The organism is Enterobacter sp. BNK-16 (assembly GCF_048684955.1).
In the GTDB taxonomy this organism is placed as follows: domain Bacteria; phylum Pseudomonadota; class Gammaproteobacteria; order Enterobacterales; family Enterobacteriaceae; genus Enterobacter; species Enterobacter bugandensis.
Map to the genome: position 1 here is coordinate 2001169 of NZ_JBLQTQ010000001.1, position 23301 is coordinate 2024469.

Genomic DNA, 23301 nt, shown 5'->3' on the forward strand with positions numbered 1-23301 from the left:
CTATCGCCATTAAAAAAGCCGGCATTTGCCGGCTTCTTATCACTCAATGTTCGTCAGTATCGCCGGGATGGTGTCATCCTTGCGCAACGTCATAATTTCGCAGCCGTTGTCCGTTACCACAATAGTATGCTCGTACTGGGCAGACAAGCTTCTGTCTTTGGTTTTCACCGTCCAGCCGTCTTTCATAGTGCGGATGCGGTAGTCACCGGCGTTGACCATCGGTTCGATGGTGAAGGTCATCCCTTTTTGCAGCACCACGCCGCCGTCATCGGCATCATAGTGCAGAACCTGCGGCTCTTCATGGAAGACGCGACCGATGCCGTGACCGCAGTATTCGCGCACCACGGAGAAACCTTCCGCTTCCACGAATTTCTGAATTGCGGCACCGAGAGTGCGCAGGCGGATGCCCGGCTTAACCATTTTCAGCGCCAGGTACAGGCTCTCTTGCGTCACTTTGCACAGACGCTCGCCCAGAATCGTTGGTTTACCAACGATGAACATCTTCGAGGTGTCACCGTGGTACTCGTCTTTAATGACGGTCACGTCGATGTTGACAATGTCGCCATCTTTAAGCAGTTTTTCGTCGTCCGGAATACCGTGGCAAACCACTTCATTAATAGAGATGCAGACGGATTTCGGGAAGCCGTGGTAACCGAGACAGGCGGAAACCGCGTGCTGCTCGTTAACGATATAGTCATTACAGATGCGATCCAGTTCGCCGGTGCTGACGCCCGGCTTCACGAACGGCTCGATCATTTCCAGCACTTCCGCGGCCAGACGACCGGCGACGCGCATCTTTTCAATTTCTTCAGGTGTCTTAATAGAGATAGCCATGTAATCTGTCCATCGGTGTCGATTTTTTCGACAATACTAGTCTAAGTGTCGTCAATGGTATCAGTCAGGCACGCCCCGTGCCAAATTGAGAATCATTAACAGCACACTCCGCCAACAACTGTTGGTTTCTGGTCGTGTTTTGTGGTATAAAGCGCGCCGGACTTCCGATCCATCTCAGATACACAGGCTGGACGGAAGCGACAAATCTCACTTTGTGTAACAACACACACGTATCGGCACATATTCCGGGGTGCCCTTCGGGGTCGGTAATATGGGATACGTGGAGGCATAACCCCAACTTTCAATATAGAGGTTTTAAAACATGGCAACTGTTTCCATGCGCGACATGCTCAAGGCTGGTGTTCACTTTGGTCACCAGACCCGTTACTGGAACCCGAAAATGAAGCCTTTCATCTTCGGCGCGCGTAACAAAGTTCACATCATCAACCTTGAGAAAACTGTACCAATGTTCAACGAAGCCCTGGCTGAGCTGAACAAGATCTCTTCCCGTAAAGGTAAGATTCTGTTCGTTGGTACTAAGCGCGCTGCAAGCGAAGCTGTGAAAGATGCTGCTAACAGCTGCGACCAGTTCTTCGTGAACCATCGCTGGTTGGGCGGCATGCTGACCAACTGGAAAACTGTTCGTCAGTCCATCAAGCGCCTGAAAGATCTGGAAACCCAGTCTCAGGACGGTACTTTCGACAAGCTGACTAAGAAAGAAGCGCTGATGCGCACTCGTGAACTGGACAAGCTGGAAAACAGCCTGGGCGGTATCAAAGATATGGGCGGCCTGCCAGACGCGCTGTTCGTAATCGATGCAGACCACGAGCACATCGCTATCAAAGAAGCTAACAACCTGGGTATCCCGGTATTCGCTATCGTTGATACCAACTCCGATCCGGACGGTGTTGACTTCGTTATCCCGGGTAACGACGACGCAATCCGTGCTGTTAGCCTGTACCTGAGCGCTGTAGCTGCTACCGTTCGTGAAGGCCGTTCCCAGGATCTGGCTTCTCAGGCGGAAGAAAGCTTCGTAGAAGCTGAATAATAAGGTTTTACCCCTTATTAGTACCGTGTATGAATAGGGGCCCATTATCGGCCCCTTTTTTCAATTTACACTGTTTGGCCTCCGGCCGGGCAGTTCACATCTCCCGAGGATTTAAGAATGGCTGAAATTACCGCATCCCTGGTAAAAGAGCTGCGCGAGCGTACTGGCGCAGGCATGATGGATTGCAAAAAAGCGCTGACTGAAGCGAACGGCGACATCGAGCTGGCAATCGAAAACATGCGTAAATCCGGTGCGATCAAAGCAGCTAAGAAAGCAGGCAACGTTGCTGCTGACGGCGTGATCATCACTAAAATCGACGGCACCTACGGCATCATTCTGGAAGTTAACTGCCAGACTGACTTCGTTGCTAAAGATGGCGGTTTCCAGGCATTTGCGAACAAAGTTCTGGACGCAGCTGTTGCTGGCAAAATCACTGACGTTGAAGTTCTGAAAGCACAGTTCGAAGAAGAACGTGTTGCGCTGGTTGCTAAAATCGGTGAGAACATCAACATCCGTCGCGTATCTTCCCTGGAAGGCGAAGTACTGGGTTCTTACCAGCACGGCGCACGTATCGGTGTTCTGGTTGCGGCTAAAGGCGCTGACGAAGAGCTGGTTAAACAGCTGGCAATGCACATCGCTGCAAGCAAACCAGAATTCGTTAAGCCAGAAGACGTGTCTGCTGAAGTGGTAGAAAAAGAGTACCAGGTTCAGCTGGACATCGCGATGCAGTCTGGCAAGCCAAAAGAAATCGCAGAGAAAATGGTTGAAGGCCGCATGAAGAAATTCACCGGCGAAGTTTCTCTGACTGGCCAGCCTTTCGTTATGGATCCAAGCAAGTCTGTTGCTCAGCTGCTGAAAGAGCACAACGCTGACGTAACTGGCTTCATCCGCTTCGAAGTGGGCGAAGGCATCGAGAAAGTTGAGACTGACTTCGCAGCAGAAGTTGCTGCAATGTCCAAGCAGTCTTAATGATTGAAAAGGAGCCGCCTGAGGGCGGCTTCTTTTTGTCACCCGTCACAGGAAATCAGACAGGCTCCAGTATCGCCGTGCTGATTTGCGGCATATTATGTCGCCAGAATTAACTCCCATCTTAATCGTTGACAGTCTCAGGAAAGAAACATGGCTACCAATGCAAAACCCGTGTACAAACGCATTCTGCTTAAGCTAAGTGGCGAAGCGCTGCAGGGATCGGAAGGCTTCGGTATTGACGCAAGCATCCTTGATCGCATGGCACAGGAAATCAAAGAACTGGTCGAACTGGGTATCCAGGTTGGCGTGGTCATTGGCGGTGGCAACCTTTTCCGTGGTGCTGGTCTGGCGAAAGCGGGGATGAACCGCGTTGTGGGCGACCACATGGGTATGCTGGCAACCGTGATGAATGGCCTGGCAATGCGTGATGCGCTCCATCGCGCCTACGTGAATGCCCGCCTGATGTCCGCGATTCCCCTGAATGGCGTATGCGATAATTACAGCTGGGCAGAGGCCATCAGCCTGCTGCGCAACAACCGCGTGGTGATCCTCTCCGCCGGTACGGGTAACCCGTTCTTTACCACCGATTCCGCTGCCTGCCTGCGCGGTATCGAAATTGAAGCCGACGTGGTGCTGAAAGCGACCAAAGTAGACGGCGTGTTTACTGCCGACCCGGCAAAAGATCCTTCTGCGACCATGTACGATCAGCTGAGTTACAGCGAAGTGCTGGATAAAGAGCTGAAAGTGATGGATCTTGCCGCCTTCACGCTGGCTCGCGACCACAAACTGCCGATCCGAGTCTTCAACATGAACAAGCCTGGCGCACTGCGTCGCGTGGTCATGGGCGAAAAAGAAGGCACTTTGATCACGGAATAATTTCCGTCGACGATAAATACAGGTAAGATTCCGCTTTACTTTGTAGTGGTATCTTACCTGGACGCGCCTTTGGCGTTGTCATGAATTAAACGCGACTATACTTAGCACACCTGTAGCGCTGTGCTGGCGGATAGTCTGCCTGAGACAAGTTTTCAAGGATTCGTAACGTGATTAACGACATCAGAAAAGATGCTGAAGTACGCATGGACAAATGCGTAGAAGCGTTCAAAAACCAAATCAGCAAAATCCGTACTGGCCGTGCTTCCCCAAGCCTGCTGGATGGCATCATCGTAGAATACTACGGTACGCCAACCCCTCTGCGTCAGCTCGCGAGCGTGACGGTTGAAGATACCCGTACGCTGAAAATCAACGTCTTCGATCGCTCTATGAGCCCGGCCGTTGAGAAAGCGATCATGGCTTCTGACCTGGGGCTGAATCCAAGCTCAGCGGGTGCTGACATCCGCGTTCCGCTGCCTCCGCTGACGGAAGAGCGTCGTAAAGATCTCATCAAAGTGGTTCGCGGTGAAGCTGAGCAGGGTCGTGTTTCCGTGCGTAACGTGCGTCGCGATGCGAACGATAAAGTGAAAGCACTGCTGAAAGAAAAAGAGATCAGCGAAGATGACGATCGTCGTTCTCAGGACGACATTCAGAAAATGACCGACGCTGCCATCAAGAAAATTGATGCGGCGCTGGCAGAAAAAGAAGCGGAACTGATGCAGTTCTGATTTCTGTCGTACACTGATAAACGCCGTTCAGAGGGACTTCGGGTCTTGCTGGCGGCGTTTTGCTTTTATCTGGTCTAACTTTTTTCGGGCATCTCATGAAGCATTTAACACTCCTCGGCTCAACCGGTTCCATTGGTTGCAGTACTCTCGACGTCGTCCGCCATAATCCTGAACTTTACACCGTGACAGCGCTGGTGGCCGGTAAGAATGTGCAGCGTATGGTCGAGCAGTGCCTGGAGTTTATGCCCCGCTATGCGGTGATGGATGACGAAGAGGGCGCGCGCCTGCTAAAAGCCCAACTGCGTGAGAAGGGCAGCCGAACCGAGGTGCTGAGTGGCCAGCAGGCGGCCTGCGAGATGGCGGCGCTGGATGAGGTTGACCAGGTTATGGCGGCCATTGTCGGCGCAGCCGGGCTGCTGCCGACACTTGCTGCGATCGATGCCGGTAAAGATGTTTTGCTCGCCAATAAAGAGTCGCTGGTGACCTGCGGACGTCTGTTCATGGACGCGGTAAAACAGCGCGGGGCGCGTCTTTTACCGGTCGACAGCGAGCACAACGCCATTTTTCAGAGTTTACCGCAACCTTTTCAACAGAACCTGGGGTACGCTGACCTGGAGCAGAATGGCGTTGTGTCGATTCTGCTTACCGGGTCTGGTGGCCCGTTCCGTGAAACGCCACTGTCTGAACTGTGCGCAATGACGCCGGATCAGGCGTGCCGTCATCCGAACTGGTCAATGGGGCGTAAAATCTCCGTGGATTCTGCCACCATGATGAACAAAGGTCTGGAATACATTGAAGCGCGCTGGCTGTTTAATGCGTCGGCGAAACAGATGGAAGTACTGATCCACCCGCAGTCGGTGATTCACTCGATGGTGCGCTATCAGGATGGCAGCGTGCTGGCACAGCTCGGCGAGCCGGATATGCGTACGCCTATTGCCCATTCAATGGCATGGCCGAACCGGGTGAAATCCGGCGTGAAGCCGCTTGATTTCTGTAAGCTCAGTTCTCTGACGTTCAGTGAACCAGACTACGATCGTTATCCTTGTCTGAAGCTTGCAATGAACGCCTTTGACCAGGGGCAGGCGGCGACGACGGCACTGAATGCAGCCAATGAAATTACCGTTGACGCATTTCTGAATCAGCAGATCCGTTTTACCGATATCGCGACCTTAAATTTATCGGTACTGGAAATGATGGATTTGCGCGAGCCACAAAGCGTGGAAGAGGTGCTGGCGGTGGATACAGCTGCTCGTGATATTGCGCGTAAACAGGTGACACGTCTCGCAAGCTGGTGATAAAGCAAGCACTAGTGGTCGTGCTATTTGTTAGCGTTGGGCTTCAGTGATATAGTCTGCGCCACCTGATCGCAGGAATTTGACTTTATGTGGTCAGGTAAGCCGTGGTTTGACACGGCTTTTTTATGTACAGGCTTAAGTATTCCTGAGTACCGTTAAATCCTTTCAGGGACAAAAAACGCGTTATGTTGTCTGCGAATCAACCAATAAGCGAAAACTTGCCAGCTCATGGCTGCCGTCATGTAGCAATCATTATGGATGGCAACGGGCGCTGGGCGAAAAGACAAGGGAAAATACGAGCCTTTGGGCATAAAGCGGGAGCGAAATCTGTTCGCCGCGCCGTCTCTTTTGCCGCCAATAACGGCATTGATGCGTTAACGCTCTATGCTTTTAGCAGTGAAAACTGGAATCGACCTCCGCAGGAAGTGACTGCGTTGATGGAATTGTTCGTGTGGGCGCTAGACAGCGAAGTAAAAAGCCTGCACCGCCACAACGTTCGCCTGCGCATCATTGGCGATACCAGTCGTTTTAACTCACGTTTGCAGGAGCGGATTCGTAAAGCAGAAGCGCTGACGGAAAATAATACCGGTCTGACGCTCAACGTTGCGGCGAATTACGGTGGACGTTGGGATATTATCCAGGGCGTTCGGCATCTGGCCGAACAGGTTCAGGAAGGGCTGTTGAGACCCGACCAGATTGATGAAGAGGCGCTGAGCAAGCAAATCTGCATGAATGAACTGGCACCTGTGGATTTGGTAATTAGGACAGGGGGGAACATCGCATAAGTAACTTTCTGATATGGCAAATTGCCTATGCTGAACTTTACTTTACAGATGTTCTCTGGCCCGATTTTGATGAACAAGACTTTGAAGGTGCGCTGCATGCCTTTGCCAATCGAGAGCGTCGTTTCGGCGGCACCGAGCCAGGTGGCGACAAAGCCTGATGGGGGTAGCTTTTGCTGAAGTATCGCCTGATTTCCGCTTTTGTTTTAATACCCATTGTCATTGCGGCGCTGTTTTTACTGCCCCCGGTGGGATTCGCCATTGTCACGCTGGTAGTGTGCATGCTTGCCGCATGGGAATGGGGACAGTTTAGCGGCTTTACCTCGCGCAGCCAGCGAGTATGGCTTGCGGTACTCTGTGGCTTTATCCTGGCCATAATGCTGTTTACGTTGCCTGAATATCACCATGATATTCATCAACCGCTGGTTGCCGGCTCCTTGTGGATGTCGTTGGCCTGGTGGGTTGTTGCGCTGTTACTGGTGCTTTTTTATCCAGGTTCGGCCGCAATCTGGCGTCATTCAAAAGTGCTGCGACTGATTTTTGGTTTACTCACTATTGTTCCGTTTTTCTGGGGCATGGTTGCGCTGCGCGCCTGGCACTATGACGAAAATCACTACAGCGGTGCGATCTGGCTGCTTTATGTGATGATTCTCGTCTGGGGGGCTGACTCCGGGGCCTATATGTTTGGTAAACTGTTTGGCAAACATAAGCTGGCACCAAAAGTTTCGCCGGGAAAAACCTGGCAAGGCTTCATCGGCGGCTTGTTTACGGCAGCGATCATCTCCTGGGGCTATGGCGTCTGGGCAGATCTGGCCGTGGCACCATCAATACTGCTGGTGTGCTCGATTTTTGCTGCACTTGCCTCAGTGCTCGGTGATTTAACCGAAAGTATGTTTAAGCGTGAAGCAGGGATTAAGGACAGCGGACATCTTATTCCAGGGCATGGCGGTATACTGGATCGCATTGACAGCCTGACAGCGGCTGTTCCAGTATTTGCTTGCCTGCTTTTACTGGTATTCGGGACGATTTAACGGAAGGTTTTATGCTGAGCATTCTCTGGAATCTGGCGGCGTTCATTGTTGCACTGGGTGTACTGATTACCGTGCATGAATTTGGCCATTTCTGGGTTGCTCGCCGTTGTGGTGTGCGGGTAGAGCGATTCTCCATTGGTTTTGGCAAATCACTCTGGACGCGCACCGACCGTCACGGCACGGAATTTGTCATCGCCCTTATCCCGCTTGGCGGCTACGTCAAAATGCTCGACGAACGTGTTGAGCCTGTCGCTCCCGAACTGCGACACAGTGCGTTTAACAACAAAACCGTTGGACAACGCGCCGCCATCATCGCTGCCGGACCGGTAGCCAACTTCATCTTTGCGATTTTCGCTTACTGGCTGGTGTTTATCATCGGCGTCCCTGGCGTGCGTCCGGTAGTGGGGGATATTGCCCCTGACTCCATCGCGGCGAGTGCGCAAATTACCTCCGGGATGGAACTTAAAGCGATTGATGGCATCGAAACCCCTGATTGGGATGCCGTGCGACTGCAGCTGGTAGCCAAAATTGGCGATCCGCAGACAACTATCAGCGTATCGCCGTTTGGGTCAGACGCGCGTCAGGACAAAGTACTGGATTTACGCCACTGGCGTTTCGAGCCAGACAAAGAGGATCCCGTCGCTGCGCTGGGCATTCGTCCCCGCGGCGCGCAGATTGAGCCGGTATTAGCCGAAGTACAGGCAAATTCGGCGGCGAGCAAAGCGGGTTTGCAAGCTGGCGACAGGATCGTTAAAGTCGATGGTCAACCATTAACAGAGTGGATGACCTTTGTTACTCTGGTGCGCGATAATCCGGGGACGTCCCTCGCGCTGGAAGTTGAAAGGCAAGGCAGTCCGCTTTCGCTGACGCTGATCCCGGATACGAAGTCGGTCGGCAAAAAGGCAGAAGGGTTTGCAGGCGTTGTGCCAAAAGTGATCCCGCTGCCAGATGAGTACAAGACAATACGCCAGTATGGGCCGTTCAGCGCCATTCTTGAAGCCACGGATAAAACATGGCAACTGATGAAGCTGACGGTCAACATGTTGGGGAAATTGATAACCGGTGATGTGAAACTGAACAACCTCAGTGGGCCAATCTCGATTGCTCAGGGGGCTGGGATGTCAGCGGAGTTCGGGGTGATTTACTATCTCATGTTCCTCGCGCTTATTAGCGTGAACCTTGGGATTATCAACCTGTTCCCGCTTCCCGTTTTAGACGGGGGTCATCTGCTGTTTTTAGCGATTGAAAAGCTAAAAGGCGGGCCGGTATCCGAGCGAGTTCAAGACTTTAGTTATCGCATTGGCTCGATTTTGCTGGTGCTGTTAATGGGGCTTGCACTTTTCAATGATTTCTCTCGGTTGTAAGAGAGTTAGTTAGGAAGAACGCATAATAACGATGGCGATGAAAAAGTTGCTCATAGCGTCGCTGCTGTTTAGCAGCGCCACCGTATACGGTGCTGACGGGTTCGTAGTGAAAGATATTCATTTCGAAGGCCTTCAGCGTGTCGCCGTTGGTGCGGCCCTCCTCAGTATGCCTGTGCGCCCCGGCGATACGGTTAATGATGAAGATATCAGTAACACCATCCGTGCTCTGTTTGCCACCGGCAACTTCGAGGACGTCCGCGTCCTGCGCGATGGTGATACGCTGCTGGTACAGGTAAAAGAACGTCCAACGATCGCCAGTATCACTTTCTCCGGCAACAAGTCGGTGAAAGATGACATGCTCAAGCAAAACCTTGAAGCATCGGGTGTTCGTGTGGGTGAATCTCTGGACCGCACAACCCTTTCAGACATTGAAAAAGGTCTGGAAGACTTCTACTACAGCGTCGGTAAATACAGCGCCAGCGTGAAAGCGGTTGTCACTCCGCTCCCGCGTAACCGTGTTGACCTGAAGCTGGTCTTCCAGGAAGGTGTTTCTGCGAAGATCCAGCAGATCAACATCGTGGGTAACCACGCGTTCAGCACAGACGAACTGATCTCGACCTTCCAGCTGCGCGATGAAGTGCCGTGGTGGAACGTGGTTGGCGATCGTAAATACCAGAAACAGAAGCTGGCGGGCGACCTTGAAACCCTGCGCAGCTACTATCTGGATCGCGGTTATGCCCGCTTCAACATCGACTCGACTCAGGTCAGTCTGACTCCGGACAAGAAAGGTATCTACATTACGGTTAACATTACTGAAGGCGATCAGTACAAGCTTTCTGGTGTTGAAGTGAGTGGTAACCTGGCGGGGCATTCTGCTGAGATCGAATCGCTGACCAAAATTCAGCCGGGCGATCTGTACAGCGGATCCAAAGTCACCAAAATGGAAGACAGCATTAAGAAGCTGCTCGGCCGCTATGGTTATGCCTATCCGCGCGTACAAACTCAGCCGGAAATCAACGATGCGGATAAAACCGTTAAGCTGCACGTTAACGTTGATGCGGGTAACCGTTTCTACGTGCGTAAGATCCGCTTCGTCGGTAATGACACCTCTAAAGACTCCGTTCTGCGTCGTGAAATGCGTCAGATGGAAGGGGCGTGGCTGGGCAGCGACCTGGTCGACCAGGGTAAAGAGCGTCTGAACCGTCTGGGCTATTTTGAAACCGTAGATACTGAAACTCAGCGTGTACCGGGCAGCCCGGATCAGGTTGATGTCGTTTATAAAGTGAAAGAGCGTAACACCGGTAGCTTTAACTTCGGCGTGGGCTACGGCACGGAAAGCGGCGTGAGTTTCCAGGTAGGCGTCCAGCAGGATAACTGGCTGGGTACGGGTTACTCTGTTGGTATTAACGGTACCAAAAACGACTACCAGACCTACTCTGAGTTCTCCGTTACCAACCCATACTTCACCGTTGACGGTGTGAGCCTGGGCGGTCGTATCTTCTATAACGACTTTAAAGCGGATGATGCAGATCTGTCTTCCTACACCAACAAAAGTTACGGTGTGGACGGAACGCTTGGCTTCCCGGTTAACGAATACAACACCCTGCGAGCGGGCTTAGGTTACGTGCATAACGACCTGTCCAACATGCAGCCGCAGGTGGCGATGTGGCGTTATCTGGATTCCATCGGCCAGTCGGCGAGTACCTCCAGCGATGACAACGGTTTTGCTGCAGATGACTTCACCTTCAACTATGGCTGGACCTACAACCGTCTTGACCGCGGTTTCTTCCCAACGGAAGGCTCTCGCGTTAACCTGAACGGTAAGGTGACCATTCCTGGTTCCGATAACGAGTTCTACAAGGTGACGCTGGATACCGCGTCCTACTTCCCGATTGATGACGATCACAAGTGGGTGGTGCTGGGTCGTACCCGTTGGGGCTATGGTGACGGTATCGGCAGTAAAGAGTTGCCGTTCTATGAGAACTTCTACGCGGGTGGTTCAAGCACCGTGCGTGGCTTCCAGTCTAACAACATTGGTCCGAAAGCGGTTTATTACGGCGGTAATGATGAAGATAACTGCGCAAGCCGTGATCCAAAACAAGTATGTAGCTCTGATGATGCGGTAGGCGGTAACGCCATGGCCGTGGCCAGCCTGGAGTTCATCACCCCAACGCCATTTATCAGTGATAAATACGCGAACTCCGTACGTACGTCCTTCTTCTGGGATGCGGGTACGGTGTGGGATACCAACTGGGAGAATACTGCCCAGATGCGCGCGGCTGGCGTTCCAGACTATAGCGATCCGGGCAATATTCGCATGTCTGCCGGTATCGCATTACAATGGATGTCACCGCTGGGGCCGTTGGTCTTCTCCTACGCCCAGCCGTTTAAGAAATACGATGGAGACAAAGCGGAGCAATTCCAGTTTAACATTGGTAAAACCTGGTAATAATCCGCTGCAATGGAATGCGTTGGCAGTGTAGCGCTGACAACCGGCGATCGGTAAAACGGTCGCCTTGCCACGCAAAGAACGGTACCTTCTGGTGCCAATGGGATGGTAAGGAGTTAATTGTGAAAAAGTGGTTATTAGCTGCAGGTCTCGGTTTAGCGATGGCAACTTCTGCTCAGGCAGCAGACAAAATCGCAATCGTCAACATGGGTAATTTGTTCCAGCAAGTCGCTCAGAAAACAGGTGTTTCTGCGACTCTGGAAAACGAATTCAAAGGCCGTGCGAGCGAACTGCAGCGTATGGAAGGCGATCTTCAGTCCAAAATGCAGCGTCTGCAGCGTGATGGTTCTACCATGAAAGCAAGCGATCGCAGCAAACTGGAAAAAGACGTTATGGCTCAGCGCCAGACCTTCTCCCAGAAAGCGCAGGCTTTCGAGCAGGATCGTCAGCGTCGTTCTAACGAAGAGCGTGGCAAGCTGGTGACTCGCATTCAGACTGCTGTTAAAGCAGTTGCTGCCGATCAGAGCATCGATCTGGTTGTTGATGCGAACGCCGTTGCTTTCAACAGCAGCGATGTTAAAGACATCACCGCTGATGTTCTGAAACAGGTTAAATAAGTAATGCCTTCAATTCGACTGGCTGATTTAGCTCAGCAGTTGGATGCAGAATTACACGGTGATGGCGATATCGTCATCACCGCTGTTGCGTCCATGCAATCTGCTAAAGCTGGCACGATTACCTTCATGGTAAGCCCTAAGTACCGTGAACAACTGGCTCAATGCCAGGCGTCAGCTGTTGTTCTGACGCAGGACGATCTTCCTTTTGCCACTGGAAGCGCGCTGGTAGTGAAAAATCCCTACCTGACGTATGCACGCATGGCTCAAATTCTTGATACCACGCCGCAGCCGGCGCAGAACATTGCTGCCAGTGCAGCGATTGATCCGACGGCTAAGCTGGGTAACAACGTGGCCGTTGGCGCGAATGCGGTTATTGAATCTGGCGTTGAGCTGGGCGATAACGTCGTCATTGGCCCCGGATGCTTCGTTGGGAAAAATACGAAAATCGGCGCTGGCACCCGTTTATGGGCCAATGTGTCCGTTTATCATGAAGTTGAAATCGGCGAAAATTGCCTCGTCCAGTCCAGTACCGTGATTGGTTCTGATGGCTTTGGTTACGCGAACGATCGCGGTAACTGGGTTAAAATCCCGCAGCTTGGTCGCGTTATTATTGGCGATCGCGTGGAGATCGGGGCCTGTACCACGATCGATCGTGGTGCACTCGACGACACGATCATTGGCAATGGTGTTATCATCGATAACCAGTGCCAGATTGCGCATAACGTTGTGATTGGCGACAATACCGCGGTTGCGGGGGGCGTCATCATGGCGGGCAGCCTGAAAATTGGTCGTTACTGCATGATTGGCGGCGCGAGCGTGATTAATGGCCATATGGAAATATGCGACAAGGTGACGGTGACGGGTATGGGTATGGTAATGCGTCCTATCACTGAACCTGGCGTCTATTCCTCCGGTATTCCGCTGCAACCCAACAAGGTATGGCGTAAAACAGCAGCTCTGGTGATGAACATTGATGATATGAGCAAGCGACTCAAGTCTCTTGAGCGTAAGATCGATCAACAAGACTAAACGTCACCCGTTTAACGCTATCTTTCCCGGCCTGTCGGCTTTCTAATAAACCGGCAGGCCGTGTTATTATTGTTATCAGTACATTTTGACAGGAAGAGTATTTTGACTACTGACACTCATACTCTGCATATTGAAGAGATTTTAGAACTTCTGCCGCACCGCTACCCGTTTTTGCTGGTAGACCGTGTGCTGGATTTTGAAGAAGGTCGTTTTCTGCGCGCAGTGAAAAATGTTTCCGTGAACGAGCCGTTCTTCCAGGGACACTTCCCGGGTAAGCCTATCTTCCCGGGTGTGTTGATTCTGGAAGCGATGGCTCAGGCTACCGGTATTCTGGCGTTTAAAAGCGTCGGTAAGCTGGAGCCGGGTGAACTGTATTACTTCGCAGGTATTGATGAAGCGCGCTTTAAGCGCCCTGTCGTACCTGGTGATCAGATGATCATGGAAGTCACTTTTGAAAAAACGCGTCGTGGCCTGACTCGCTTCAAAGGCGTAGCGCTGGTTGACGGCAAAGTTGTTTGCGAAGCGACGATGATGTGTGCTCGTAGCCGGGAGTCCTGATACGTGATTGATAAATCCGCCTTTATTCATCCTACCGCTATTGTGGAAACCGGTGCCATTATTGGCGCAAACGTCCACATTGGCCCGTTCTGTATTGTTGGACCCCATGTCGAAATTGGTGAGGGTACAGTACTGAAATCTCACGTTGTCGTGAATGGTCACACGACCATTGGCTGCAATAACGAGATCTATCAGTTCGCTTCCATCGGCGAAGTTAACCAGGATCTGAAATATGCTGGTGAGTCGACCCGTCTGGAAATTGGCGATCGTAACCGTATTCGCGAAAGCGTCACCATTCATCGTGGAACAGTGCAGGGTGGTGGGTTGACGAAGGTGGGCAGCGACAACCTGTTCATGGTAAATGCGCACATTGCGCACGACTGTGCCGTGGGCGATCGCTGTATTCTTGCCAACAACGCAACGCTGGCAGGACACGTATCGGTTGATGACTTCGCAATTATTGGCGGCATGACCGCAGTCCATCAGTTCTGCATCATTGGTGCACACGTGATGGTCGGCGGATGCTCCGGTGTGGCGCAGGACGTCCCGCCGTATGTGATTGCGCAGGGCAACCATGCCACGCCGTTTGGCGTGAACATCGAAGGCCTCAAGCGTCGTGGCTTTAGCCGCGAAGCGATTACTGCGATCCGCAACGCGTACAAGCTGCTGTACCGTAGCGGTAAAACGCTGGAAGAGGCGAAGCCGGAAATTGCCGAGCTGGCGAATAAGCATCCTGAAGTGAACGCGTTCATGGAATTCTTTGACCGTTCCACGAGGGGTCTGATTCGTTAATGGTCGACAGTCGTCCGCTTACGATAGCCCTGGTCGCCGGAGAAACCTCCGGCGATATTCTTGGTGCAGGTCTCATCCGGGCGCTTAAGGCGCGCGTACCCAATGCTCGCTTTGTTGGCGTGGCAGGCCCGCTGATGCAGGCCGAAGGCTGTGAAGCCTGGTATGAAATGGAAGAGCTGGCCGTGATGGGCATCGTCGAGGTGCTGGGGCGCCTGCGACGCCTGCTGCATATTCGTGCCGATCTCACCCGCCGCTTTACCGAACTCAAACCCGATGTGTTTGTCGGTATTGATGCACCTGATTTCAACATTACCCTCGAAGGTAATCTGAAAAAGCAGGGCATCAAAACCATTCACTATGTCAGTCCGTCCGTCTGGGCGTGGCGACAGAAACGCGTTTTCAAAATCGGACGGTCCACCAACCTGGTGCTGGCTTTCCTGCCTTTCGAAAAAGCGTTTTATGACAGATTTAATGTTCCGTGCCGTTTTATCGGTCATACCATGGCGGATGCGATGCCGCTGGACCCGGATAAAAACGCGGCGCGCGACGCGCTGGGCATCCCGCATGATGTGCACTGTCTGGCGCTGCTGCCGGGCAGCCGTGGCGCAGAGGTCGAGATGCTGAGCGCTGATTTCCTGAAGACCGCGCAGATTCTTCGCCAGACCTGGCCCGATCTTGAAGTGGTCGTGCCGCTGGTGAATGCCAAACGCCGCGAGCAGTTTGAGCGTATCAAAGCCGACGTTGCCCCGGATCTTCACGTTCGTCTTCTCGACGGGAAAGGGCGGGAAGCCATGTATGCAAGCGATGCCGCACTGCTGGCTTCCGGCACGGCAGCGCTGGAGTGTATGCTGGCGAAGTGCCCGATGGTGGTCGGTTATCGCATGAAGCCGTTTACCTTCTGGCTGGCAAAACGTCTGGTGAAAACGGATTATGTCTCCCTGCCAAACCTGCTTGCCGGGCGCGAGCTGGTTAAAGAGCTATTGCAGGATGAGTGCCAGCCGCAGGCGCTTGCGGATGCCCTGCTGCCGCTGCTGGCCAACGGCAAGACCAGCCACCAGATGCACGATACTTTCCGTGAACTGCATCAGCAGATCCGCTGTAATGCTGATGAGCAGGCGGCTGATGCAGTGCTGGAGTTAGCAAAATGATGGAATTTATTTATCCCCACACGCACCTCGTTGCCGGAGTGGATGAAGTCGGGCGCGGCCCGTTGGTCGGTGCCGTGGTGACCGCGGCGGTGATCCTCGATCCAACGCGCCCGATTATGGGTCTGAACGACTCAAAAAAACTCAGTGAGAAGCGCCGTCTGGCGCTGTTCGATGAAATTAAAGAGAAGGCGCTGGCGTGGAGCGTAGGGCGCGCAGAGCCGAATGAAATCGACGATCTGAATATTCTGCACGCCACGATGCTGGCAATGCAGCGAGCCGTTGCTGGCCTGAAGGTTGTGCCTGAATATGTGCTGATCGACGGTAACCGTTGCCCTGCGCTGCCGATGCCTTCGATGGCCGTCGTTAAAGGCGATAGCCGCGTCGCAGAAATCAGCGCGGCGTCAATCATTGCCAAAGTGACGCGCGACGCCGAAATGGCCGCGCTGGACCTCACTTATCCCGCGTATGGTTTCGCCCAGCATAAGGGATATCCAACGGCTTTCCATCTGGAAAAGCTGGCTGAACATGGCGCAACTGAACATCATCGGCGCAGCTTTGGCCCGGTGAAGCGCGCGCTGGGACTGGTGTCCTGAATCAAGACGCAAGCAATTAAGTAACGCGGGATCTGAAGATGGCTGAACCACGTTTCGTACACCTGCGGGTGCATAGCGACTACTCCATGATCGATGGGCTGGCAAAGACCGGGCCGCTGGTAAAAAAGGCGGCCTCGCTTGGCATGCCTGCGCTGGCGATCACCGATTTTACCAACCTGTGCGGCCTGGTGAAGTTCTACGGGACGGCGCATGGCGCGGGGATGAAGCCTATCGTCGGTGCGGATTTCCATGTGCAGAGCGATCTCATCGGCGATGAACTGACGCAAATCTCCGTGTTGGCGATGAACAATACGGGTTACCAAAACCTCACTCTGCTTATCTCAAAAGCCTATCAGCGCGGTTATGGGGCTCTGGGTCCGTGGATTGACAGGGAATGGTTGGCTGAGCTGAACGATGGGCTGCTGCTGATCTCCGGCGGCCGCATGGGCGATGTCGGTAAATCACTGCTGCGCGGTAACAGCGCGCTGGTGGATCAGTGCGTCTCGTTCTATGAAGAGTACTTCCCGAATCGTTACTATCTGGAGCTGATTCGCACCGGCCGCCAGGATGAAGAGAACTATCTGCACGCTGCTGTCGCGCTGGCAGAAGAGCGCGGCTTGCCCGTGGTGGCAACGAATGACGTGCGTTTCCTGGAGTCCGGCGATTTTGACGCGCATGAAATTCGCGTCGCTATCCACGATGGCTTCACCCTCGACGATCCAAAGCGTCCGCGAAACTACTCATCGCAGCAGTATATGCGCAGCGAAGAGGAGATGTGCGAGCTCTTCTCCGACATTCCGGAAGCGCTGGAAAACAGCGTAGAGATTGCCAAGCGCTGTAACGTGACCGTGCGCCTCGGCGAATACTTCCTGCCGCAGTTCCCGACCGGGGACATGACCACGGAAGATTTCCTGGTCATGAAATCGAAAGAAGGTCTGGAAGAGCGTCTCGAATTCCTGTTCCCGGATGAAGAAGAGCGTAAAAAACGTCGTCCGGAGTATGACGAACGCCTGGATATTGAACTCCAGGTGATTAACCAGATGGGCTTCCCGGGCTACTTCCTGATCGTAATGGAGTTTATCCAGTGGTCGAAGGATAACGGCGTGCCGGTAGGTCCGGGCCGTGGCTCGGGTGCGGGCTCACTGGTGGCGTATGCGCTGAAAATTACCGACCTCGATCCGCTGGAATTTGATCTGCTGTTCGAACGTTTCCTTAACCCGGAACGTGTCTCCATGCCCGACTTCGACGTCGACTTCTGCATGGAAAAACGCGACCAGGTGATTGAGCACGTGGCCGATATGTACGGTCGTGATGCGGTTTCGCAGATCATTACCTTCGGTACCATGGCGGCGAAAGCGGTTATCCGCGACGTGGGCCGCGTGCTGGGTCATCCGTACGGTTTTGTCGATCGTATTTCAAAGCTGGTGCCGCCCGATCCGGGCATGACGCTGGCAAAAGCCTTTGAAGCTGAACCTCAACTGCCGGAAATCTACGAAGCTGATGAAGAGGTAAAAGCGCTGATCGACATGGCGCGTAAGCTTGAAGGCGTGACGCGTAACGCCGGTAAGCATGCGGGGGGCGTGGTTATCGCCCCGACCAAAATCACCGACTTTGCGCCGCTCTACTGCGACGAAGCGGGCCAGCACCCGGTCACCCAGTTCGATAAAAACGACGTGGAATACGCCGGGCTGGTGAAGTTCGACTTCCTCGGCCTGCGTACGTTGACCATCATCAACTGGGCGCTGGAGATGATCAACGCCCGCCGCGAGAAGAACGGCGAGCCGCCGCTGGATATCGCGGCCATCCCGCTGGATGACAAGAAAAGTTTCGACATGCTGCAGCGCTCGGAGACGACAGCCGTCTTCCAGCTTGAATCCCGCGGCATGAAAGATCTGATTAAACGCCTGCAGCCCGACTGCTTCGAAGATATGATCGCGCTGGTGGCCCTGTTCCGTCCGGGCCCGCTGCAGTCAGGGATGGTGGATAACTTTATCGACCGTAAACACGGGCGCGAAGAGATTTCCTACCCGGACGTGCAGTGGCAGCATGAAAGCTTGAAGCCTGTGCTGGAGCCGACCTACGGCATCATCCTGTATCAGGAACAGGTCATGCAGATCGCCCAGGTACTTTCCGGCTATACCCTTGGCGGCGCGGACATGCTGCGTCGTGCGATGGGTAAGAAAAAGCCGGAAGAGATGGCCAAGCAGCGCTCCATCTTTGAAGATGGGGCGAAGAAAAACGGCGTCGATGGCGAACTGGCGATGAAAATCTTCGACCTGGTGGAGAAATTCGCCGGGTACGGATTTAACAAATCTCACTCCGCCGCCTATGCTTTGGTTTCGTATCAAACGCTGTGGCTCAAGGCCCACTATCCCGCTGAGTTTATGGCGGCGGTAATGACCGCCGATATGGACAACACCGAGAAGGTGGTTGGCCTGGTGGACGAGTGCTGGCGCATGGGGCTGAAGATCCTGCCGCCGGATATTAACTCGGGTCTGTACCATTTCCACGTTAACGATGACGGGGAGATCGTCTACGGGATCGGCGCGATCAAAGGCGTGGGTGAGGGGCCGATCGAGGCGATCATCGAAGCGCGTAATAACGGCGGCTACTTCCGTGAGCTGTTCGATCTGTGCGCCCGTACCGATACCAAAAAACTGAACCGCCGCGTGCTGGAAAAACTGATCATGTCCGGTGCGTTTGACAGGCTGGGGCCGCACCGCGCCGCGCTGATGAACTCGCTCGGCGATGCGTTGAAGGCGGCCGATCAGCATGCAAAAGCGGAAGCTATTGGCCAGGCGGATATGTTCGGCGTGCTGGCGGAAGAGCCAGAGCAGATCGAGCAGTCCTATTCCAACTGCCAGCCGTGGCCAGAACAGGTGGTGCTGGATGGAGAGCGGGAAACGTTAGGTCTGTACCTGACGGGGCACCCGATCAACCAGTATCTTAAAGAAATTGAGCGCTATGTCGGCGGCCACAGGCTTAAAGACATGCATCCGACAGAACGTGGTAAAATCACCACGGCTGCGGGGCTCGTGATTGCTGCAAGGGTAATGGTCACCAAGCGCGGCAATCGTATCGGCATCTGTACCCTGGATGACCGTTCCGGGCGTCTGGAGGTGATGTTGTTCACCGACGCGCTGGATAAATACCAGCAATTGCTGGAAAAAGACCGCATACTTATCGTCAGCGGACAGGTCAGCTTTGATGACTTCAGCGGGGGGCTTAAAATGACCGCCCGCGAAGTGATGGACATTGACGAAGCCCGGGAAAAATATGCTCGCGGGCTTGCTATCTCGCTGACGGACAGGCAAATTGATGACCAGCTTTTAAACCGACTCCGTCAGTCTCTGGAACCCCACCGCTCGGGGACCATTCCAGTACATCTCTACTATCAGAGGGCGGATGCACGTGCGCGGTTGCGCTTTGGCGCAACGTGGCGTGTCTCTCCGAGCGATCGTTTACTGAACGATCTCCGTGGCCTCATTGGTTCGGAGCAGGTGGAACTGGAGTTTGACTAATACAGGAATACTATGAGTCTGAATTTCCTTGATTTCGAACAGCCGATTGCTGAGCTGGAAGCGAAAATCGATTCTCTGACAGCGGTAAGCCGTCAGGATGAAAAACTGGATATTAACATCGACGAAGAAGTGCATCGTCTGCGCGAAAAAAGCGTAGAGCTGACGCGCAAAATCTTTGCCGATCTCGGCGCATGGCAGATCGCGCAGCTGGCGCGTCATCCACAGCGTCCGTACACCCTGGATTATGTCCGCCTGGCGTTTGACGAATTTGACGAACTGGCAGGCGACCGCGCATACGCTGACGATAAAGCTATCGTTGGCGGTATCGCGCGTCTGGACGGACGCCCGGTGATGATCATTGGTCACCAGAAAGGCCGTGAAACCAAAGAGAAGATCCGTCGTAACTTCGGTATGCCAGCACCAGAAGGCTACCGTAAGGCCCTGCGTCTGATGGAGATGGCTGAGCGTTTCAATATGCCAATCATCACCTTCATCGACACGCCGGGTGCATACCCAGGCGTAGGCGCGGAAGAGCGCGGCCAGTCTGAAGCTATCGCACGCAACCTGCGCGAGATGTCTCGCCTGAAGGTTCCGGTCATCTGTACCGTTATCGGTGAGGGTGGTTCTGGCGGTGCGCTGGCGATTGGCGTGGGCGATAAAGTGAATATGCTGCAGTACAGCACCTATTCCGTTATCTCCCCGGAAGGCTGTGCGTCCATTCTGTGGAAAAGCGCCGACAAAGCGCCGCTGGCCGCTGAAGCGATGGGCATCATTGCGCCGCGTCTGAAAGAGCTGAAGTTGATCGACACCGTTATCCCGGAACCGCTGGGCGGCGCGCATCGTAAGCCGGAAGTGATGGCTGCTTCCCTGAAAGCACAGCTGCTGGCCGACCTGGCCGATCTGGACGTCCTGAGCAAAGAAGACCTGCTCAACCGTCGTTACCAGCGTCTGATGACCTACGGTTACGCGTAAGCTTCACAATTATCTGAAAAGCCGCACATTGTTGCGGCTTTTTTTATACCTGCCGTTTACCTTAACTATGCTTATCTGATGTTTTTCAAGGAGGTAAACCATGAACATCATCGCCATCATGGGGCCACACGGCGTCTTTTATAAAGACGAGCCCATCAAAGAGCTGGAGCAAGCTCTTAAAGCGCGCGGATATCAGCTAATCTGGCCGCAAAACAGCGCCGATCTGCTGAAATTCATCGAACATAATCCGCGCATCTGTGGCGTGATATTCGACTGGGACGAATACGACATGGAGCTGTGCAGCGAGATCAACAGGCTGAATGAATACCTTCCGCTCTACGCCTTTATCAACACTCACTCGACCATGGACGTCAGCGCGCACGATATGCGCATGGCGCTGTGGTTCTTCGAATACTCGCTCGGCGTGGCCGAGGACATTGCGACCCGCATTCAGCAGTACACCGGTGAATACCTGGATAACATCACGCCGCCGTTTACGCGCGCGCTGTTCACCTATGTGAAAGAGGGGAAATACACCTTCTGTACGCCGGGACACATGGCCGGAACGGCCTATCAAAAAAGCCCGGTGGGGTGCCTGTTCTATGATTTCTTCGGCGGCAACACCCTGAAAGCAGACGTGTCGATTTCAGTGACAGAACTGGGTTCTCTGCTGGATCACACCGGCCCGCATCTGGAAGCCGAAGAGTATATCGCCCGCACCTTTGGCGCCGAGCAGAGCTATATGGTGACCAACGGCACCTCGACCTCGAACAAAATCGTCGGGATGTACGCCGCGCCAACCGGAAGCACGTTGCTGATTGACCGTAACTGCCATAAATCGCTGGCGCACCTGCTGATGATGAGCGACGTCGTCCCGATCTGGCTGTCACCCACGCGTAACGCGCTCGGTATCCTCGGCGGCATTCCGCGCCGGGAGTTCACGCACCAGGCCATCGAAAGTAAGGTTGCGGCAATCCCCGACGCAAGCTGGCCTGTCCACGCGGTAATCACCAACTCCACTTATGACGGTCTGCTGTATAACACGAACTGGATCAAGCAGACGCTGGACGTACCGTCGATCCACTTCGATTCCGCGTGGGTGCCATATACCAACTTCCACCCGATTTACTCGGGCAAAAGCGGGATGAGCGGCGAGCGCGTGCCGGGCAAGGTCTTTTTCGAAACGCAGTCGACGCACAAAATGCTGGCCGCGTTTTCGCAGGCTTCGTTAATCCATATTAAAGGCGAGTACGACGAGGATACGTTTAATGAAGCCTTTATGATGCACACCACCACCTCACCGAGCTATCCGCTGGTGGCCTCTATCGAGACGGCGGCGGCGATGCTGCGCGGCAATCCGGGTAAACGCCTGATTAACCGCTCGGTGGAACGGGCGCTGCATTTCCGTAAAGAGGTCCAGCGGCTGAAGGATGAGGCCGACGGCTGGTTCTTCGATATCTGGCAGCCGGAAGAGATCGACGAGGCGGAGTGCTGGCCCGTCGCGCCGGGAGAGAGCTGGCACGGCTTCCGGGATGCCGATGCGGACCACATGTTTCTCGATCCTGTTAAGGTGACGATCCTGACGCCGGGCATGGACGAACAGGGCGTGATGGGCGAGGAGGGGATCCCTGCTGCACTGGTAGCGAAGTTCCTTGACGAGCGCGGCGTGGTGGTGGAAAAAACCGGTCCTTACAATCTGCTGTTCCTGTTCAGCATCGGGATCGATAAAACACGGGCGATGGGGTTGCTCCGCGGGCTGATGGAGTTCAAGCGCGCCTATGATCTCAACCTGCGGGTGAAGAACATGCTGCCGGATCTCTACGCGGAAGATCCTGACTTTTACCGCAACATGCGCATTCAGGATCTGGCCCAGGGGATCCACCGACTGATCCGCCAGCACGATCTGCCGCGCCTGATGCTCCAGGCGTTTGACGTCCTGCCTGATATGAAGCTGACGCCGCACAAGGCCTGGCAGCGGCAGGTGAAAGGCGAAGTCGAAACCGTTGAACTGGAAAATCTGGTCGGGCGGGTATCGGCCAACATGATCCTGCCGTATCCGCCGGGCGTGCCGCTGCTGATGCCGGGTGAGATGATCACCGAGGAGAGCCGGGCGGTGCTCGATTTTCTGCTGATGCTCTGTTCGGTAGGACGTCACTATCCAGGCTTTGAAACGGATATCCACGGCGCGAAACGCGATGAAAACGGCGTGTACTGGGTGCGAGTCCTAAAATAAAGGTGACCGCTTGCCAGGTGTGGGTTTTCGGTTGTAACGTTCAGGCATCATAAAAAGGAGAAGCTATGCTGGGTTTAAAAGCGGTTCACCATATTGCGATCATCGCCACCGATTACGCGAAAAGTAAGGCCTTCTACTGCGACATTCTTGGCTTTACGCTCATGAGCGAGGCCTACCGCGAGGAGCGTGACTCCTGGAAGGGCGATCTCGCGCTAAACGGGCAGTATGTGATTGAGCTGTTCTCTTTTCCTTTCCCGCCTTCGCGTCCGTCCCGCCCGGAAGCCTGCGGCCTGCGTCATCTGGCTTTCAGCGTTGATGACCTTGATAGCGCAGTAAAACACCTGGAAGCGCACGGCGTGACGTGCGAGGCGATTCGCGTCGATCCGTTTACCGATAAGCGTTTCACCTTTTTCAACGACCCGGACGGCCTGCCGCTGGAGCTTTACCAGCAGTAATGTTTGTCCT

General features: G+C 54.0%; 19 protein-coding genes and 1 pseudogene. 19 read left to right on the plus strand and 1 reads right to left on the minus strand.

Annotated elements, in window-relative coordinates; genetic code table 11:
• Positions 1-39 precede the first annotated feature (39 nt).
• Positions 40-834 (minus strand): type I methionyl aminopeptidase, encoded by a 795-nt coding sequence (gene map / locus ACMGGH_RS09580; RefSeq protein ID WP_028015578.1) that lies wholly within the window; start codon positions 832-834, stop codon positions 40-42.
• 322 nt (positions 835-1156) lie between these two features.
• Here map and rpsB point away from each other — a divergent pair, with 322 nt between their 5' ends.
• The 19 genes and pseudogenes from rpsB to ACMGGH_RS09675 all read left to right on the plus strand — a co-directional run bounded on the left by rpsB (position 1157) and on the right by ACMGGH_RS09675 (position 23291).
• Positions 1157-1882 carry a 30S ribosomal protein S2 gene (gene rpsB / locus ACMGGH_RS09585; RefSeq protein ID WP_003856207.1) on the plus strand — a complete coding sequence of 242 codons (726 nt, stop codon included), beginning with the start codon at positions 1157-1159 and terminating at the stop codon, positions 1880-1882.
• 117 nt (positions 1883-1999) lie between these two features.
• Positions 2000-2851, plus strand: coding sequence for a translation elongation factor Ts (gene tsf, locus ACMGGH_RS09590; RefSeq protein WP_028015579.1), 852 nt, complete (start codon positions 2000-2002; stop codon positions 2849-2851).
• Positions 2852-3001: 150 nt separating this feature from the next.
• Positions 3002-3727: a UMP kinase gene (gene pyrH, locus ACMGGH_RS09595; protein WP_008501910.1), complete on the plus strand. Its 726-nt coding sequence runs from the start codon at positions 3002-3004 to the stop codon at positions 3725-3727.
• Between the two features lie 167 nt (positions 3728-3894).
• Positions 3895-4452, plus strand: a complete 558-nt coding sequence (gene frr, locus ACMGGH_RS09600; RefSeq protein ID WP_003856180.1) for a ribosome recycling factor — start codon at positions 3895-3897, stop codon at positions 4450-4452.
• A gap of 95 nt (positions 4453-4547) precedes the next feature.
• Complete coding sequence (gene ispC, locus ACMGGH_RS09605) at positions 4548-5747, plus strand: 1-deoxy-D-xylulose-5-phosphate reductoisomerase (RefSeq protein WP_232948586.1); 1200 nt, start codon at positions 4548-4550, stop codon at positions 5745-5747.
• Positions 5748-5932: 185 nt separating this feature from the next.
• Positions 5933-6690, plus strand: a pseudogene (gene ispU, locus ACMGGH_RS09610) ((2E,6E)-farnesyl-diphosphate-specific ditrans,polycis-undecaprenyl-diphosphate synthase).
• A 12-nt stretch (positions 6691-6702) separates the two neighbouring features.
• Positions 6703-7560 (plus strand): phosphatidate cytidylyltransferase, encoded by an 858-nt coding sequence (gene cdsA, locus ACMGGH_RS09615; protein WP_041911193.1) that lies wholly within the window; start codon positions 6703-6705, stop codon positions 7558-7560.
• An 11-nt stretch (positions 7561-7571) separates the two neighbouring features.
• Positions 7572-8924, plus strand: coding sequence for a sigma E protease regulator RseP (gene rseP / locus ACMGGH_RS09620; protein ID WP_041911192.1), 1353 nt, complete (start codon positions 7572-7574; stop codon positions 8922-8924).
• A gap of 31 nt (positions 8925-8955) precedes the next feature.
• Positions 8956-11373, plus strand: a complete 2418-nt coding sequence (bamA, locus tag ACMGGH_RS09625) for an outer membrane protein assembly factor BamA (RefSeq protein WP_028015584.1) — start codon at positions 8956-8958, stop codon at positions 11371-11373.
• 122 nt (positions 11374-11495) lie between these two features.
• Entirely contained in the window at positions 11496-11990 is a 495-nt protein-coding gene (gene skp / locus ACMGGH_RS09630; RefSeq protein WP_014882635.1) for a molecular chaperone Skp, read from the plus strand.
• Positions 11991-11993: 3 nt separating this feature from the next.
• Positions 11994-13019 carry a UDP-3-O-(3-hydroxymyristoyl)glucosamine N-acyltransferase gene (lpxD, locus tag ACMGGH_RS09635; RefSeq protein ID WP_041911190.1) on the plus strand — a complete coding sequence of 342 codons (1026 nt, stop codon included), beginning with the start codon at positions 11994-11996 and terminating at the stop codon, positions 13017-13019.
• Positions 13020-13121: 102 nt separating this feature from the next.
• Positions 13122-13577, plus strand: coding sequence for a 3-hydroxyacyl-ACP dehydratase FabZ (gene fabZ / locus ACMGGH_RS09640; protein WP_010426706.1), 456 nt, complete (start codon positions 13122-13124; stop codon positions 13575-13577).
• Between the two features lie 3 nt (positions 13578-13580).
• On the plus strand, positions 13581-14369 hold the full coding sequence (gene lpxA, locus ACMGGH_RS09645; RefSeq protein WP_041911189.1) for an acyl-ACP--UDP-N-acetylglucosamine O-acyltransferase: 789 nt from the start codon (positions 13581-13583) through the stop codon (positions 14367-14369).
• Positions 14369-15517 carry a lipid-A-disaccharide synthase gene (gene lpxB / locus ACMGGH_RS09650; protein ID WP_049137786.1) on the plus strand — a complete coding sequence of 383 codons (1149 nt, stop codon included), beginning with the start codon at positions 14369-14371 and terminating at the stop codon, positions 15515-15517. Before lpxA ends, lpxB begins: the two co-directional genes overlap by 1 nt.
• On the plus strand, positions 15514-16110 hold the full coding sequence (rnhB, locus tag ACMGGH_RS09655; RefSeq protein ID WP_049137787.1) for a ribonuclease HII: 597 nt from the start codon (positions 15514-15516) through the stop codon (positions 16108-16110). The genes lpxB and rnhB overlap by 4 nt, the downstream gene beginning before the upstream one ends.
• A 38-nt stretch (positions 16111-16148) precedes the next feature.
• Complete coding sequence (gene dnaE, locus ACMGGH_RS09660) at positions 16149-19631, plus strand: DNA polymerase III subunit alpha (protein ID WP_232948585.1); 3483 nt, start codon at positions 16149-16151, stop codon at positions 19629-19631.
• 12 nt (positions 19632-19643) lie between these two features.
• Positions 19644-20603: an acetyl-CoA carboxylase carboxyl transferase subunit alpha gene (accA, locus tag ACMGGH_RS09665; RefSeq protein WP_013095666.1), complete on the plus strand. Its 960-nt coding sequence runs from the start codon at positions 19644-19646 to the stop codon at positions 20601-20603.
• 100 nt (positions 20604-20703) lie between these two features.
• Positions 20704-22836 carry a lysine decarboxylase LdcC gene (locus ACMGGH_RS09670; RefSeq protein WP_028015590.1) on the plus strand — a complete coding sequence of 711 codons (2133 nt, stop codon included), beginning with the start codon at positions 20704-20706 and terminating at the stop codon, positions 22834-22836.
• A 65-nt stretch (positions 22837-22901) separates the two neighbouring features.
• Entirely contained in the window at positions 22902-23291 is a 390-nt protein-coding gene (locus ACMGGH_RS09675; RefSeq protein WP_028015591.1) for a VOC family protein, read from the plus strand.
• Positions 23292-23301: the final 10 nt, after the last annotated feature.